This is a genomic window from Streptomyces sp. NBRC 110611 (assembly GCF_001590865.1).
In the GTDB taxonomy this organism is placed as follows: Bacteria; Actinomycetota; Actinomycetes; order Streptomycetales; family Streptomycetaceae; genus Streptomyces.
Map to the genome: position 1 here is coordinate 842675 of NZ_BBUY01000001.1, position 15646 is coordinate 858320.

Sequence of the window (15646 nt, forward strand, 5' to 3'; positions counted from 1 at the left end):
GGCGAGCACCTCAGTGAGCGTCATATCCCGGCGTGAGGCTGACAGTTCGAGCATCGCACCGCCGAGCCGCGCCGTGAACCACGGCACCGTGTGGACGCATCCGCAGTCCTCCGCGGGCGGTGTCACACCGTCCAGCAGGACCAGGGCACCGCCTTGGCCGGAGGCCGGTACGGCTACCGATGCATAGTCCTCATTGGGGTGTTGGGGGTCCCCCGGCTCGGTGGCGAGTTCGATGCGCATGACAGCCAGTCTGCCGGAGGGTGCGGTACCGGCCGGCGGGCCGGGTGCGCGCCGGAGGGGTGGTGTACGGCCGGGGCGAACGGCCGGGGCGGTGACGTAACGGAGGGTGCGGAAGAAGGTACGGACCGGAGGCCGCCGGATGCGGGCGGGCATCCTTCCAGGAGCGGGACGCATCTCCAAACCCGTCCGGGGGTTGCAGGAGGTTGCCGCCGAGAGCGTCGGTGCACGGAAGTTGATGGCCAAACTCCGATTGTTGTTCACTCGTTCAGGTGGCCAGGCATGTGTTGTCGGGCCGCTGCGCGGCGCCGGTGGAATGGTCGTTGCCCGTCCAGGGGTGGGGCCGGAACGTCCGTCGCGACGCGTGGAGCCGGACTGTTTACCCTTCGCGGAAGTGTGTGCTGCTGCGGTGTCTGCGCAGGTCCGCCCCGCGAGTGGAGAGCGAGCCGGTTCCGCGGCGCCGCACGGCGCGGGGCAGGCGAGACAGGAATGCGAGCAGCAGCGGTGCGGAAGAAGCGGCTTCGGGGCGGCGTGGGGGAGCCGGGTTCACCGGCCGGTTCGGGTTCGGGACCGGGGACGGGACCGGGGTCCGGGGCGGGGCAGGCGACGGCGCCGGGGTCCGGGCCGGGGCAGGCGGACGTGCCGGGCGGCCGGAACCCCGGGGGACGGCGTCCCGCACGGGTGCGCAACCGGCTGGTCGGCGCGGTGGCTGTGGTGGCCGCCGCCGTGGTGGGCGCCGGCGTACCGGGACTCCTCGACGCGGCCGACAACGCCCACGACAGCCAGCAGCTGGTCGATCTCGCCGAGCTGAACGCCCGCGCGATCACCCTGGCGCACTCCCTCGCCGACGAGCGCGACGCGATGACCGCGTACGTCGCCGCCGGACGTGGCGGCGGTGGCGACGGCGCTGGTGACGGCGGTTCGCGGCCTCAGCGCGCCCGGGTGGACCGGCAGATCGGCGAGCTGCGCTCCGAGGCCCAGGACTCCTCGGGGGACACCGCCGCCTACCGGTCCGCCGCCAAGCTCCTCCGCTCGCTCCCGCAGACCCGTCACAAGGCGCTGTCCGGCACCGATGCGGCCGATCACCTCTATACCGCCTACACCGAGATCATCCAGGCACTCGGCGCGATAGGCACCGACCTCGCCCGCGGACTGCCCGCCCGCGCGGACTCAGCGGACGCCGACACCCGGGCGCTGCCCGTCCTCGGCCGCGCCACCGAACAGGCGGCCGGCACCCGCGCGCTGCTGCTCGCCGCGCTGGACCAGAAGGGCGGCCCGTCCCGGCTGACCCGCCTCGCCCAGGTCACGAACATTCGCGAACAGGGCGCGTTGGGCGAATTCCGGCAGGACGCGAGCCCGGGCGCCCGCGATCGCTACGACCGCACCGTCACCGGCTCCGACGTCAACGCCGCCGAGCGCTATCTGACCTGGCTGACCGACCGGCCCCGCCTGGACACCGCCGACTTCCGGCTCGGCCGGCAGCGGGTGCGGAGCACCCTCACCACCCGCGTCGGGCTGATGCGGGGCGTGGAATCCGCCATGGCCACCGCCGACATCGAGCGGCTCGGCGGGCTCCGTGACGACGAGGTGACCGAGCTGGAGATCCGCGTCGGCCTGGCGGGGCTCTGCCTGCTGCTCGCCGTCGGTGCCGGTGTCTGGGCCGCCCGCACCATGACCCAGCCGCTGGCGGTGCTGCGGCTCGGTGCCCAGCGGCTCGCCGCCGACCCCGCGCACGAGGAGCCCCTCACCTACCAGGGCCGCAACGACGATTTCGCCGCCGCGGTGCGGTCCGTCAACGCCCTGCACGCCAAGGTGGGCGAGCTGGCCCGGCGCGCCGACGAACTGGAGGGCGAGCGCATGCGGCTGACCGGCGGCCGGCAGCGGCTGGCCGCCGAGCGCGAGGTCCGCCAGGAGCGGAGTACGACGCTCCGTGCCCAGGTCGCCGACCTCACCGAACGGCTGGCCCGGGCGCACACCGGAGTCCACGGCCGCCACCAGGACCGCCAGAACCACCAGGACCCGGTATCCCTGCCGGACGTGCTGCGTGCCGCGGTCGGTCAGATCGAGCGCGGTGAGCGGGTGCGGACGCGGTCGCTGCCGCCGGACGCCCAAGTCGCCGGGTTCGCCGCGGACGATCTCAGCCGTCTGATCGCCGAACTCCTCGACAACGCCACCGCGTTCTCACCGGCGGACGCCCATGTTGAGCTGTCCGGCCGGCTGCTGGAGAGCGGTGAGGTGGTGCTCTCGGTACACGACGAGGGCATCGGGATGACCGCGGAGCGGCTGGCCGAGATCAATGAGCGGCTGTCGGACGCGCGGGCCGCCGCGTCCTCCGAGGCTGTCGACGAGGCGCTGGGGCTGGGCCTGTACGTGGTGGTGCGACTGGCCGCCCGGCACGGCATCCGGGTCGAGCTGCGGGAGGCGCGGCAGGGCGGGGTGACCGCCGAGGCCGTCCTGCCGGGCACGATCCACACCACCTCGACCGGCGCCGGCGGCGAACAACACCGGAGGGCCGAGGACGACGCGAGCCCGGCCGCCGGTCCGGGGCCGGCGGACACGGACCCCACCGCCCCGGCCGCCGCCACCGCGTCGGACCCGTACGCCATCGGCCCGGACCAGCACACCCACGCCGGGTCGGAGACGGCACGTACCGGAGCCGGTGCCGCCACGGACGAACAGCCGCGGACCGCGCCGGGCTTGCCCAAGCGCACGCCCAGGACCGTGGCGCGTCAGGGCCGGCGGCCGGCGCCTGCCGCGACGCGCAAGGGCGGCGCGGCCCAGGCCGAGGCGCTACGGCGCCGGCTCGGCGGATTCCAGCAGGGGGCGCGCGACGGCCGGCGCGAGGCCGCGGCCGAGACCGGTCCACCGCGACAGCAGAAGACCCTTCCACAGACGGAGACCGACGGAGCGGGGGCGCCGGACGAGAGACACAGTGTCGAGGAGGCACACGAGTGAACGCGCAAGCGCCCACGGAGCACGGACAAGGGCACGGGCAGGAACAGGAACAGGGGCAAGGGCAGCGACAAGGCCAGGGCCAGGGACAGGGGCAGGGCCTGAGCAGTCAGGCACGGAATCTGCACTGGCTGCTGACCAACCTGGTCGACGAGGTGCCGGGCATCCGCTCGGTCGTGGTGGTCTCGTCCGACGGCCTGCCGCTGCTCAGCTCCGACCCGGCCGGGCCGGCCACCACTACGGCACCCCGGCCGGCCACCACCACCGCACCCCGGCCGGGCGGCCGCAGCGGCCCGAGAGGAGCCGACGCCGATCTGGCCACCATCGTGTCCGGCCTCGCCAGTCTGACCCGCGGTGCCGCGGACCTGATGGACGGCGGAACCGTCAAGCAGACCATGGTCACGATGGACGAGGGCAGCCTGTTCGTCGTGTCGATCAGCGACGGCTCACTGCTCGGCGTACACGCCACCCCGGACTGCGACATGAACGTGATCGCCTACCACATGGCGCTGTTCGTCGGCCGGGCCGGCCACGTCCTCACCCCCGAACTCCGCAGCGAACTGCGTCAGTCGATGGAGTACGCCGGCTGACCGCGATGTGGGATCAACCCCGCGTCGCGGCCGGGTCGTACTCGTACTTCCATCCTCGTGGCAGCCCCAGCCGGCCCACTCGCCCCGGGACCCGCCGGTAGACATGGAGCGTCGGCGGGCGCCCGTCATCGTTGGGCACCGGGATCTCGTAGGTCTTCGGCGGCTGGCCGGTCATCCCGACGAGCACGGGCAGTACCCGGCCGTCCAGGGGGCCGCCGACGAAGGGGGTGTTCTCGCTTCGCACGCCCCCCAGTCTTTCAGTATCGCGGTGAATGCGCAGGTCGCGGGGCGGCGGACGCGCAGGTCACAGGAGGTGTGTGGCGTCGCCGACGACCGGCAGGACCCGGCGGGCCAGATCGCCGAGGGGGCCGTCGGGCGCCTCCAGCTTCAGGGCCGCGCGGGTCACCCGGGCGGTCTGCGGGTCGCGGGCCGCGGTCGCGGTCAGCAGCGCGACGAAGTGGTCGACCAGCCAGTCGCGCAGCTCGTCCAGGGAGGGCTGCTTGTCCTCGTCGAGCCAGATCAGCGAGGCGCCCTCGACGGCGCTGATCCACATCCGGACGGTCATCCGCAGCCGGATGCCCGGCTCGGGTACGCCCAGATGCCGCAGGATCTGGTCGGCGGCGGCGCGCCGTACCTCGTCCACGATGGCGTTCGTACGGGCCGTCTCCACCACGCTGCCGCCCTGGAGCAGGGCGCTGAACCCGGCGTCGTGCTCGTCGACGAAGGCGAGGTAGCGGTCGAGGGCGTGCGCCAGCCGGTGCGTGAGCGGGCCGGTCTCCGGCTCGGCGAAGCAGCCCTCCAGGATGTCGGCCGCGCTGCGCAGCGCGGCCTCGTACAACTGCTGTTTGCCGCCCGGGAAGTAGCGGTAGACGAGCGGCCGGGACACCTCGGCGGCGGTGGCGACATCGTCCAGTGAGACGTCCTCGGGCGCGCGTTGCGCGAACAGCCCGAGCGCGGCGGAGAGCAGCTGACTGCGGCGCTGCTCGACGCTCAGCCTGCGGTAGGCGGGTCGGGGTACTGCTGGGGCGGTGCCGCTGCCGTTCATGCGCAGCAGGGTAACCGCCCCGGATGGCGACTCGCACAGGTGCGCTACGGGGTGCGCTACCGCATCCACTGCCGGGTCCACTACGCCAGCAACCCCGAGCTGCGCCACAACCGGCGGCCCACACCACGCAGTACGCCGATCTCGTCGAGGAAGTCGGTCAGCCGCCGGGCACCGGTCTGCATCACCTCCCGGCGGTGACCGCTCGCCCTCACCTGGGCGACCGCCTCCCGCTTGTCCAGCCCGACATTGCGGTACACCTCCGGATTGACGAAGGCGAGGGAGAACACCCGGGCGGCCTCACCGCAGCTGATCCGGGTCAACTCCCGCTCCCAGCGCGGCGCGGTGACCATCTGGCGGCGCAGTTCCTCACGGGCGTACCGGACGTGCCGGGCCTCTTCCACGACATGGATCCGGGTGACCCCGCGGACGAGGGGCTGCACCCGTTGGTCGGGGAACGTCAGGCGCTGCATCCAGTCCAGGATCTCCTCGCCGAGCAGGGTGCAGGCGAACGATCCCGGGGTGGTGGAGACCGTCTTGAGGACACGGGCGAGCTGGTGGTTCAGCCGCGAGACCGGGTACGCCGGTGCCCCGCCCCGCTGGATCATGCGCGCGAACATCTTGGAGTGCCGGCACTCATCGGCTATCTCGGTGAGTGCGTAGCGGACATGGGCGCTGGTCACCGGCTTGTCGTAGATATGCCGGACGAGCAGCTGCATCAGGATGATCTCGAACCAGATGCCCAGGGAGGCGAGCGAGGCGGCCTCGTGCCGGGCGAGGTCCTGCCGCTGCTCCAGCGGCATCCGCCGCCACAGCGGGGTGTCGTAGAGCGAGACCAGCTCCGGGGGCCAGAACCACTTGTCCGCTTCGAGGGGCGCGTCCCAGTCGAGTTCGGTGTCGGGGTCGAAGGAGTGCCTGGCGGAGGCGTCGAGCAGCCGCTCGGCGACCTGCTCCCGGTCCTTGAGCGGGCCGAGGGGGTCGCACGGGACGCCGGTGTCCGGCGCGGGCATCGGGGTGGGCGCGCTGGTCATGGCTGTGGGTACCTCGCTGGGGTCGGGACCGGTCCGGCGGATCAGGGCCGGAACCGCCCGCCCCGCCGCGGTACCGTCTTATGAGACTGCTTGTCAGCAAGCTCGTCAATCCCTCGCGCACGACTTATTGACCCGCGGGTAAGGAGCGTGTGAGCCTGCCAACCACCGCCTGCAGCAAGGCGTTTGGCGAGCCGAGGAGGCGCCGTGTCGACCCGAGAGCGCTACGTCCAGGATCCAGGCGACCCCCTGTGGAAGGTGCCCGCGTCCGGCGCGGCCCGCTTCAACTGGGAGTACGACGAGGGGCGCGAACGGCTGCTCGCGCTCTACCAGAAGGGCAAGGACAAGCAGTGGGACGCCAACCTGCGGATCGACTGGGATCTGGAGGTGGACCCCCAGGATCCGCTGGGCACCCCCGACGAGTCGCTGTCCCTGCACGGGACCAAGTACTGGGCGAAAATGACCCAGAAGGACCGCGGTGACCTGCGCCGGCACTACACCTCCTGGCAGTTCAGCCAGTTCCTGCACGGCGAACAGGGCGCCATGGTCTGCGCGGCCAGGATCGTGGAGTCCGTCCCCGACCTCGACGCGAAGTTCTACTCCGCCACCCAGACCATGGACGAGGCGCGGCACGCCGAGATCTACAGCCGCTTCCTCCAGGAGAAGATCGGGATGCTCTACCCGATCGACGACAGCCTGCGGTCACTGCTCGCCGACACCCTCGCGGACTCCCGCTGGGACATGCCCTACCTCGGCATGCAGGTCCTCATCGAAGGCCTGGCACTGGCCGCGTTCGGCATGATCCGCGACACCACCACCAAGCCGCTGCCCCGGCAGATCCTTGCGTACGTCATGCAGGACGAGGCGCGCCATGTCGCCTTCGGCCGGATGGCGCTGCGCGACTATTACCGGCAGCTCACCGACGCCGAACTGCGCGAACGCGAGGAGTTCGTCATCGAGGGCTGCTACCTGATGCGCGACCGGCTGCGCGGCCTCGAGGTCCTGGAGAACTTCGGCATCCCGCGCCAGGAGGCCGCCGTATACACCGAACGCTCCGAATTCCTGCACCTGTTCCGAAAGCTGCTGTTCAGCCGGATCGTGCCCTGCGTGAAGGACATCGGACTGTGGGGCGAACGCCTCCAGCGTGCCTATGTCGACATGGGCGTCTTCGAACTGGGCGACGCCAGCCTCGACCTGCTCATGACGCAGGACGAGGAGGCCGCCGAGGCGCTCGACGCCACACGCTTCGCCGCCGAGGAGGCGGCCCGCACGGCGGAGGTCACGGCCACCATCGCGGAGGGCGGGGCGGCGGACTGACCGACGGGGCCCGGCGTCAGCCCGGCGCCAGGCCCAGGAGGGCGCGCACGCGGGCGTACTTGGCCGTCAGGCGGTCGCGGGTCGGGGCGTCGAGTACGGACAGGCGGGACGGATCGGTGTTGTGGGCCAGGTCGGCTTCCTTGATCAGCAGCGCGCCCGGTGTGGCCAGGATGCGGGCGGTGTACGCGGCCGGCGGCTCGCCCGGCCGCTTGGTGACCGCCAGGACCATCGCCTTCGTCGCGTCGCTCAGCGCCGCACCGGCCAGCCACTCACGGCTGAGCGCCGCGTCCTCGACCGCGTCGTGCAACCAGGCCGCCGCGATCTGTTCGTCGCTGCCGCCGCGCTCGCGCACCCCCTCCGCCACCGCGGCCAGGTGCTCGGCGTACGGGCGGCCGGCCTTGTCGGTCTGCCCGGCATGGGCTCGCCGGGCCAGCGCCTCGACTTCGGGCAGGGACAGCGGCGGCAGCGGCGGGGGCGTGTCGGCGGTGGTCATCTGCCCATTGTGGGGTGGCCGGGGTTCACGGGGCGGAGCCCTCCGGTGATGCCGACGCGGCCATCACCGCGCGGGCGATCGGTGCGGCGCTCCCTCCGCCGCTGATGTCCGCGCGGTCGGCGGCCGCTTCCTCGACCACCACGGCCACCGCGACCGTCGGCTCGTACGAGTCCGGCTTCCGGGCCCAGGAGATGAACCAGGCATAGGGCGTGCCCTCGTTGTACACGCCGTGCTGGGCGGTGCCCGTCTTGCCGCCGACCGTCAGGCCCTTGACGGCCGCGTTCCGCCCGCTGCCGCGCTCGACGACGTCGACCATCATCTCCTGGAGCTGCTCGGCGGTGGCCGGACCGACCACCTGGCGGGTGGGCGGATGCGGTCCGGCCGCGACGAGCACACCCCCGGCGTCGGTCACCTTGTCGACCAGGTACGGCGGTCTCAGCTGGCCCCCGTTGGCGACCACCGCCGAGACCATCGCCATCTGGAGCGGCGTGGCGGCGGTGTCGTACTGCCCGATGGCCGACAGGGCGAGCTGCGCGGGATCCATCCGGGCGTCGAAGGTGCTGGGCGCGACGGCGGACGGGATGCGCAGCCGGCGGTCGTCGAAGCCGAACCTGCGGGCCGTGTCCGTCATTCCGCGCAGCCCGACCCTGGCGCCGAGCCGCGCGAAGACGGTGTTGCACGAGGCGCGGAAGGCGTAGCGGAGCGGTGCGTCCGCGCAGTCCACCGCCGCGTTGTCGAGCTGGGTGGTGGTGCCGGGCAGGGTGTAGGGATCGGGCGAGTCCGTACGGGCGTCGATATCGGTGACCAGCCCGCGCTCCAGCGCGGCCGCCGCGGTGACCACCTTGAAGGTGGAGCCGGGCGGATAGGTCTGCCGCAGCGCCCGGTTGAGCATCGGCCGGCCGGCGGCCCCGTTCAGCCGGCGCCAGGCGTCGGTGACCTCCGGGCCGTTGCCGGACAGCTCTCCGGGTTCGTACGACGGCGAGCTGACCAGCGCCAGCACGCGCCCGGTACGCGGTTCGATCGCGGCCACCGCGCCCTTCCGGCCGCCCAGGCCCTCGAACGCGGCGCGCTGCATCCGGGGGTTGATGGTGGTGTGGACCACGCCGCCCGCCCGGTGGGCGCGGGTCAGCCGGTGCCACCAGGGGAAGGCGACCAGCCGGTCGTCGGCGCCGGAGAGCACGCCGTCCTCGGCCCGTTCCAGCAGGGACGTCCCGTAGACCTGGGAGGAGTAGCCGGTGACCGGTGCGTACAGCGGCCCGTCGGTGTAGGTGCGCTCATAGCGCAGGCGCCCGCCGCTGTCCCGGGACCCGGTGACCGGCCGGCCCTCGACGAGCAGGGCGCCGCGGGGCCGTTCGTAACGCGCGATCTCCGCCCGCCGGTTGGCCGGGCTCGCGCCGTACCCCTCCGCTTCGAAGACCTGCACCCGGGCGGCGTTCACCAGCAGGGCGACCAGGAGGAGGAAGGAGAACGCGGCGGTGTGCCGGATGCAGCGGATCAACGGCCGGCCTCCGGCTCCGGATCCCGCTCCGGTCCCGGTCCCCGCTCCGGTCCCGGTCCCCGCTCCGGTCCCGGCTTCCGCTCCGACGTCAGCCTCGCCGCCGGCTCGGACACCAGCTCGGACACCAGCTCCGGCGCCGGCTCGGACGTCGGATCCGGCGCCGCCGGCTCGGGTTCCGGGCAGCGCGCCCGGTCGCTGATCTTCAGGAGGAGCGCGACGATGATCCAGTTGGTGACGACGGACGACCCGCCCTGTGCGAGGAACGGCATCGCCATCCCCGTCAGCGGAATCAGCCCCATCACCCCGCCGGCGATGACGAAGACCTGGATCGCGGGGAGCGCCGCGAGGCCGACCGCCAGCAGGCTGCCGAACGGGTCCGCCAGCCCGAGCGCCGCACGGTACCCCCGGGCGACCAGCAGCGCGTACAGCAGGAACAGCGCGGTGAGCCCCGCCAGCCCCAGCTCCTCACCGACCGTCGCCAGGATGAAGTCGGACTTCATGGCAAAGCCGATCAGATACGAGTGGCCCTGCCCGAGGCCGGTGCCGAGCAGCCCGCCGGACGCGAACGCGAACAGCGACTGGGCGAGCTGACCGGGCCCCTCGCCGGCTTCGATCCCGGCGAACGGCTGCTGCCAGTCCTCGACCCGGCCGTGCACATGCGGCTCCAGCGTGCCGACCGCGGCCGCGCCGATGCCCGCCAGCAGCAGCCCGACCGCGATCCAGCCGGTCCGGCCGGTCGCGACGTACAGCAGGACCACGAAGATCCCGAAGAACAGCAGCGAGGTCCCCAGATCGCGTTCGAGGACCAGCACGGCCACGCTGACCAGCCAGATCGCCACCACCGGCGCCAGCACCCGGCCGGCCGGCAGCTGCAGCCCCGCCACCCGGTGCCCCAGCCGCGCCAGCCCGCTCCGGTTGGCGGCGAGGTAGGCCGCGAAGAACACGGTGATCAGCACCTTGGCGAACTCGCCCGGCTGGAGGGAGAATCCGGCGAACCGGATCCAGATCTTCGCCCCGTTGACCGCGGGGAACAGGATCGGCGCCACCATCAGGAGCAGCGCGAGCGCCGCGCACCGGTAGGCGTAGCGCTGGAGCACCCGGTGGTCGGGCAGCAGCAGGACCACGGCGATGAAGAGCGCGACGCCGATCGTCGACCACACCAGCTGTGTGGGCGCGGCATGATCGGCCGGCGTCTCCAGGTCGAGCCGGAAGATCAGCACCAGACCGAGCCCGTTGAGCAGTACGGCGGTGGGCAGCAACAGGGGATCGGCGAAGGGGGCGCGGAGGCGTACGACGAGGTGCGCGAGGAGCGCCAGCCCGCCGAGCCCGGCGCCGTACTGGAGCGCACCGGCCGGGAGAGCGTGCCCCCGGGCCAGGCCCACGACGACATATCCGCAGACGCTGATCAGCACAGCGCCGACCAGGAGGGCGAGTTCGACACCGCGCCGCTTGGGCTGGGACGGCAAGGAGGGAGGAGTGTCCGCCGGGCGTGCCGTGGCGGCCGCCCTCGCCGTTGCCGTCATGCCTGGCAACGTAGCAAGCGGAGGCCGCTATTTCCGTTATGTCGGATACGGCGTGATGTCGGATGCGGCCTTCAGGGCGTACGCACCCCCGGCGGCCGGGCTCAGCACCAGCGGGGCCGCTTGCCGTCCTGGACGATGTGCCGCTCCGAGGACCAGGCGTACGAGGCGTCGCTGAGCTTGTACCAGACCGGGTTGCCCTCGACCCGCTGCCCCTTCACCCGGCAGACGATCCCCACCACCGTTCCGTACTGCTTGGACCCGAGCGCGCGGTACTGGTAACTCGGACCGGTGCGGACCACCAGGCCCGACCTGGCGACGACCCGGCCTTCGTACTCTGCCCGGCCCTCGTGGTCTGCCCGGCCCTCGTGCACCGCCCGTGCCGGACCGGCCATGGCGACGACGGCCAGCAGGCCGCATGCGACACCCAGACCGCACCGACCGCCCTTCGCCGACGTAATCAACCACTGCGGAACCATCCGCTTCCGAGATATTCGCTCACGAGCCGCGCGACGCGAAGGCACGTGACGGCGATAGCGATAACGATGACGATGACGACGGCGATGGTGAGGGTGATGGACAAATACGCACTGCGGAGACATGCACTTCCTCCTGCAAAGGAGTAGAGGCTCCAGGGGCGAGATCGAATCCGCGAATTCAGCGGAATCCCTGGAGGTTTCCCGGGAGCCGGGAGCCGGGAGCCGGGAGCCGGGAGCCAGAAGCCGGAAGCCGGAGGTCCCAGGCCAATCTCGGGGAAACCCATGGAAATCCCCCCGCTTCTCACGCTAAGGAGGCCCCGAAGTGTCCGCAACTCATCACGATCCGTGATGATTAGGGTAAGGGTGTCGAAATTGGGCGCGATCTCAACTCGGACCTCGAACTGCCCCCGCCCGCCGACGCCTTCCCTTCGCCACCAACGGAATCCGCCGCTATCCAGGCTGTGCTCGCCCGCCGGAAGTGTCGGTTCGCTGTCGCACATCCGCCCGTAAGGATGGCGGAGCTCTGCCCCCGACACCTGCCCCCTGATCGCTGATCCGACGGACCCGTCGAGCGCATCTACGCCTTCCGTGACGCCGAGGGGTGGCTCACGCGGAGGTGCGGCGGCGCGCCTGGTGGGCGCTCCTCGGGCGCGTATCAGGGTTCCGCCGGGCGTTCATCAGGGTTGGCCCAGGGCTCTCCCAGGGGGATCCCGGGTTGTTCGGTGAACGTGCCCGATGGCACTTTGTAAACTCGTTCGGACCGAACGGGCCGGATGGCCCTGGCGGGCCCGGCGGGCCAGGAGTAGACCAAAGAACCGACCGAAGCAGAAGCGCAGACCGAAGTTCAGATCAAGCGCAGATCAAGTACAGATCACAACAGACGAGAAGAAGGCCGAGCTCATCATGCTGCCGCGGACGATCGGGGGACCGGTCGGGGCATGGACCCGCGCCATGACCGCCGCGGACGAGGGGCTATGGCGTACGTCACACCCGTGCACGCCGAGTGGGGGGCCCGTGCTGTCCGGCCGCCTTCGGGCCGCCGAGCGCGGGTGACCGTCCCCCTCGACGAAAGGCAGTATTAGCGTCATGACGACTCTCCGTTCCCGGATCATCGCCTGGGCCGGCCGCATGTATCTGGCGAGAACGCGCAAGAAAGGATTCGACCTGTCTCGAATGTCTTTCTTGCCCGAGTCCGTCCTGATGCCCTTGCGGCGCGAGGGGCTCGACCCGGTGGGCGATCTGGCGGTGGTCCGGGAGAAGGAGCCGATCAGCAAGCTCCCCGTGCCGATAGCCGCCAATGTCTGGCTGGTCACCGGCTATGACGAGGCGAAGGCGGTGCTCGGTAAGGGAAAGGCCTTCAGCTCGGACTTCACCAATCTCGTCGGCAAGGCCGGCGCGGGTGCCGAACAGAACCCCGGAGGCCTCGGATTCGCCGACCCGCCGGTGCACACCCGGCTCCGCCGGCTGCTGACCCCCGAATTCACCATGCGCCGCCTCGGTCGGCTCACGCCCCGGATCCACGAGATCATCGAGGAACGTCTTGATGCCATGGAAGAGGCGGGCAAGAACGGCGATCCGGTCGACGTCGTCCATTCCTTCGCCCTGCCCATTCCCTCCCTGGTCATCTGCGAACTCCTGGGCGTTCCTTACGAGGACCGCGCCGATTTCGAACGTCTCAGTGCGGCACGTTTCGACCTCTTCAGCGGCGCCAATGCCTCCTTCGGTGCCATATCCGAATCCCTCTCCTATTTCCGGGACGTCGTCAAGAAGCAGCGTGAAAACCCGGGCGACGGGTTGCTCGGCATGATCGTCAAGGAGCACGGCGACTCGGTCACCGACGAGGAACTGGCCGGTCTGGCGGACGGCGTTCTCACCGGCGGCTTCGAAACCACCGCCAGCATGCTGGCGCTGGGCGCCCTGGTGCTCCTGCAGGACCCGGAGCACTTCGCAGCCATCAAGGACGACGATGACGTCATCGATGGCTATGTGGAAGAGCTGCTGCGTTACCTCACCGTCGTCCAGGTCGCCTTCCCGCGCTTCGCCCGCGAGGACCTGGAGATCGGCGGTGTCCGGATCGCCGCCGGAGATGTCGTGCTGTGCTCTCTGAGCGGTGCGGACCGGGACGGCAAACTCGGCCCGGACATGGAGCAGTTCGACCCCTCCCGCGATGTCCCCTCCCATTTGGCCTTCGGCTACGGAATACATCGCTGCGTAGGCGCCGAACTCGCCCGCATGGAACTCCGCGCCGCCTACCCCGCCCTGGTCCGCCGCTTTCCCCAGATGCGCCTGGCGATCCGCCCGGAGGAACTGGAATTCCGCAAACTCTCCATCGTCTACGGAATCGAGTCGCTACCGGTCCGCCTGAACGGCTGATCCGTACCGCGGTCCGGGCTGCGGAGGCGGGCTGCCGAGGTGGACCGCTGATGTGGGCGGCGGAGGCGGGCCGGGTTGCCGAGGCCGGGCAGCGCCGGGGCCTCCCCCCCCATGAACTGCTGGGCACCTCAAGCGGGTTGCGGCGGGCGCTCCCGGACGAAGGTCGGCGGCCCGTGGCGCGGGGATGGCGCGGCGGGCCCTTCTCGGTCGAGGACGAGGGCGCGACGGTGCCGCTGTCGCTCGCCCTCGCCGCCGACGCCTTCCTGGGGGCGCACCCCGGGATGACCTGCTCCCCGGGCTCGGCGGACGTCGACGTCTCGGATGGCGGCTACGGCCCAGGGCCTCTCCGGCGGATCATCGCCCGCGGCGAGTATGCCCGGGCAGTGATCCACCGGACACGCTGGGGAGGGGGCGTCAGGCCACGGAGAACTGGGCAACGTACTCGTCGAAGGGCTCGATGCCGACTCCGGCGCGGAGTTCGTCCATACGCTCGGGCTCTTCACAGGGCCACGGAACCGGTGCCCCGTCCTTCACGCCGGCGATCTGAGTGCCGTAGACCTGCTTGCGGCCCTCATTGACCAGCGTGCGATCGCGCAGGAAGGCCAGCTCGCGGGGGCTGGCCGAGCCCGCCGACACCGCCTGCTGCATCAACTGGAGGGCACGGCGCTGAACGTCGAGCTGCCGGTCGGAGTGCTGAGCGATCAGCCATGCCGCGCGTGCGGCCTCTTCGCCGACGAGTTCCGCCGTCGGCCAGCCGTACTCCTCCATGATCTCGGCAAGCCGGTCACCGTGCCGAGCGGTCAGCCGCCGCCACGCCAGCTGCTCGACGGGGTCATCGCTGTTCGCGCGGGCTGCGGACTGGTGATCGGCCGTAGCCATGTCCGTGAGTTCCACCGTCAGCGCGGCAACGTCGTGCGCCACTCTCAACTCCCAGGTCAGATCCGTGCTTTGCGTCGGCTCGCAAGCCTACAAGCGCAAATCGGGCGTAAAGATCATTCCGGAGAACGGTGACAGGCGCCTCCCCGCACCGGGATAATGGATCTACCCCCGGAGCCAGAACCGGATCGCGCGATGGCACTCCGGTCCGGTTCCGGTACAGAATCCCGTTGATGACCCTGCGGTGGCTGTCCCAACGCCCACCGCGCTGCCCGGACTTCGGCAGATGCGGCTTTCAGTCGGGCCCATTCCTCGTTCGTGAGATCTCCCCGCCCCCCTGGACATGCCAACGAACAACCAAGGCCGAGACGGTCACAAGGCTCGCCGGACAGGCCCTAGCCGCCCCGGCCTGACCGACCTGACCTGACCGCCGGCCCGACCCGGCCCGGTCTGACTTGGCCATTCGTGATTTCTTGTATCGGTGGCAGGGAGCGGCCATGACAGCAGCGGGCGAGCCCGTGACCTCTGCGTGCCCGTCCGATAGCCTGGACGGGAGGCGATCATGATGCCCCACCTCCGTCCCGATCCGGGCCCCGAGGATCTGGTCGAGGCCGCCCGCGCCTGCGGCGTGACGGACGAGCGCCTGCTGTGCGCCCTCCGTGCCACCCCGCGCGCGGCCTTCGTCCCGGCCGCCCACCACGCGTCGGTGTACGTGGATGTCCCGCTTCCGATCGGTCATGGCCAGGTGACGACGCAGCCCTCCCTCGTGGCGAGGATGATCGCCGCGCTGGGCCTCACCGGAGACGAGCGCGTACTGGAGATCGGCAGCGGTCACGGCTTCCAGACCGCGTTGCTGGCCCGCCTCGCCGCGTACGTCGTCGGCGTCGAACGATGGGCGGACATCGCCGGGCAGGCCCGGGCCAACCTCGCCGGCCAGAGCATCGGAAACGCCGAGATCGTCGTCGCCGACGGCACCCTGGGTGCGGCGGACCGGGCGCCGTTCGACGCGATCGTGGTCTCCGCCGCCTACCCGGAGGTGCCGCCACCGCTGGCCGCACAGCTGCGTGCGGGCGGCCGCCTGGTGCAGCCGATCGGGCCGGGCGGCCAGGAACGCGTCGAGCTGTACGAGGGGACGCGCGAGGGCCTCGTGCGCCGCCGGACCGTCGCCCTCGCCCACTTCGTCCGCCTCTACGGCGAGTACGGCTATCCTCCGGCGGCCCCGCCCGAGGACGATGGCTGAC

General features: G+C 71.4%; 14 protein-coding genes and 2 pseudogenes. 5 read left to right on the forward strand and 11 right to left on the reverse strand.

Annotation, left to right across the window (positions count from 1 at the left end; translation table 11 throughout):
- Positions 1-240 (reverse strand): annotated as a pseudogene (locus AZE13_RS33655) (hypothetical protein); the annotation flags it as partial.
- A 678-nt stretch (positions 241-918) separates the two neighbouring features.
- On the opposite strand from AZE13_RS33655, the gene AZE13_RS03675 reads away from it, so the two are divergent.
- Together AZE13_RS03675 and AZE13_RS03680 are read left to right on the forward strand one after the other, a co-directional pair.
- A complete protein-coding gene (locus AZE13_RS03675) occupies positions 919-3192 on the forward strand; it encodes a nitrate- and nitrite sensing domain-containing protein (RefSeq protein WP_066926680.1) in 2274 nt (757 codons plus the stop codon).
- A gap of 98 nt (positions 3193-3290) precedes the next feature.
- Positions 3291-3779 carry a roadblock/LC7 domain-containing protein gene (locus tag AZE13_RS03680; protein ID WP_066927234.1) on the forward strand — a complete coding sequence of 163 codons (489 nt, stop codon included), beginning with the start codon at positions 3291-3293 and terminating at the stop codon, positions 3777-3779.
- A 13-nt stretch (positions 3780-3792) separates the two neighbouring features.
- Here AZE13_RS03680 and AZE13_RS03685 read toward each other — a convergent pair whose 3' ends face one another.
- The 3 genes from AZE13_RS03685 to AZE13_RS03695 form a co-directional block, all read right to left on the reverse strand.
- Positions 3793-4023, reverse strand: a complete 231-nt coding sequence (locus AZE13_RS03685) for a hypothetical protein (RefSeq protein ID WP_066926681.1) — start codon at positions 4021-4023, stop codon at positions 3793-3795.
- Between the two features lie 60 nt (positions 4024-4083).
- Positions 4084-4824, reverse strand: coding sequence for a TetR/AcrR family transcriptional regulator (locus tag AZE13_RS03690; RefSeq protein WP_066926682.1), 741 nt, complete (start codon positions 4822-4824; stop codon positions 4084-4086).
- Positions 4825-4904: 80 nt separating this feature from the next.
- On the reverse strand, positions 4905-5852 hold the full coding sequence (locus AZE13_RS03695; protein ID WP_066926683.1) for an AurF N-oxygenase family protein: 948 nt from the start codon (positions 5850-5852) through the stop codon (positions 4905-4907).
- Between the two features lie 204 nt (positions 5853-6056).
- Between AZE13_RS03695 and AZE13_RS03700 the strand changes: the two genes are divergently transcribed.
- Entirely contained in the window at positions 6057-7166 is a 1110-nt protein-coding gene (locus tag AZE13_RS03700; protein WP_066926684.1) for a ferritin-like domain-containing protein, read from the forward strand.
- Between the two features lie 16 nt (positions 7167-7182).
- On the opposite strand, the gene AZE13_RS03705 is transcribed toward AZE13_RS03700, so the two are convergent.
- From AZE13_RS03705 to AZE13_RS37770, 5 genes are all read right to left on the reverse strand, one after another.
- Positions 7183-7659 (reverse strand): HD domain-containing protein, encoded by a 477-nt coding sequence (locus AZE13_RS03705; RefSeq protein WP_066926686.1) that lies wholly within the window; start codon positions 7657-7659, stop codon positions 7183-7185.
- Between the two features lie 25 nt (positions 7660-7684).
- A complete protein-coding gene (locus tag AZE13_RS03710) occupies positions 7685-9157 on the reverse strand; it encodes a penicillin-binding transpeptidase domain-containing protein (protein WP_066926688.1) in 1473 nt (490 codons plus the stop codon).
- Positions 9154-10680: an FtsW/RodA/SpoVE family cell cycle protein gene (locus tag AZE13_RS03715; RefSeq protein WP_079123651.1), complete on the reverse strand. Its 1527-nt coding sequence runs from the start codon at positions 10678-10680 to the stop codon at positions 9154-9156. The genes AZE13_RS03710 and AZE13_RS03715 overlap by 4 nt, the downstream gene beginning before the upstream one ends.
- 101 nt (positions 10681-10781) lie before the next feature.
- The gene (locus tag AZE13_RS03720; protein WP_107288228.1) at positions 10782-11141 is read right to left on the reverse strand and encodes a hypothetical protein; all 360 of its coding nucleotides are present in this window, start codon (positions 11139-11141) and stop codon (positions 10782-10784) included.
- Entirely contained in the window at positions 11138-11260 is a 123-nt protein-coding gene (locus AZE13_RS37770) for a hypothetical protein (RefSeq protein ID WP_258527553.1), read from the reverse strand. Before AZE13_RS37770 ends, AZE13_RS03720 begins: the two co-directional genes overlap by 4 nt.
- Positions 11261-12242: 982 nt before the next feature.
- Between AZE13_RS37770 and AZE13_RS03725 the strand changes: the two genes are divergently transcribed.
- Positions 12243-13529, forward strand: coding sequence for a cytochrome P450 (locus AZE13_RS03725; protein ID WP_079123652.1), 1287 nt, complete (start codon positions 12243-12245; stop codon positions 13527-13529).
- 414 nt (positions 13530-13943) lie between these two features.
- Here AZE13_RS03725 and AZE13_RS03730 read toward each other — a convergent pair whose 3' ends face one another.
- On the reverse strand, positions 13944-14450 hold the full coding sequence (locus AZE13_RS03730; RefSeq protein ID WP_066926692.1) for a DUF6624 domain-containing protein: 507 nt from the start codon (positions 14448-14450) through the stop codon (positions 13944-13946).
- Between the two features lie 142 nt (positions 14451-14592).
- A pseudogene (locus AZE13_RS33660) lies at positions 14593-14755 on the reverse strand (transposase); the annotation flags it as partial.
- A 212-nt stretch (positions 14756-14967) separates the two neighbouring features.
- Between AZE13_RS33660 and AZE13_RS03735 the strand changes: the two are divergent.
- Complete coding sequence (locus AZE13_RS03735; protein ID WP_258527554.1) at positions 14968-15645, forward strand: protein-L-isoaspartate O-methyltransferase family protein; 678 nt, start codon at positions 14968-14970, stop codon at positions 15643-15645.
- The last annotated feature ends 1 nt before the right edge of the window (position 15646 follow it).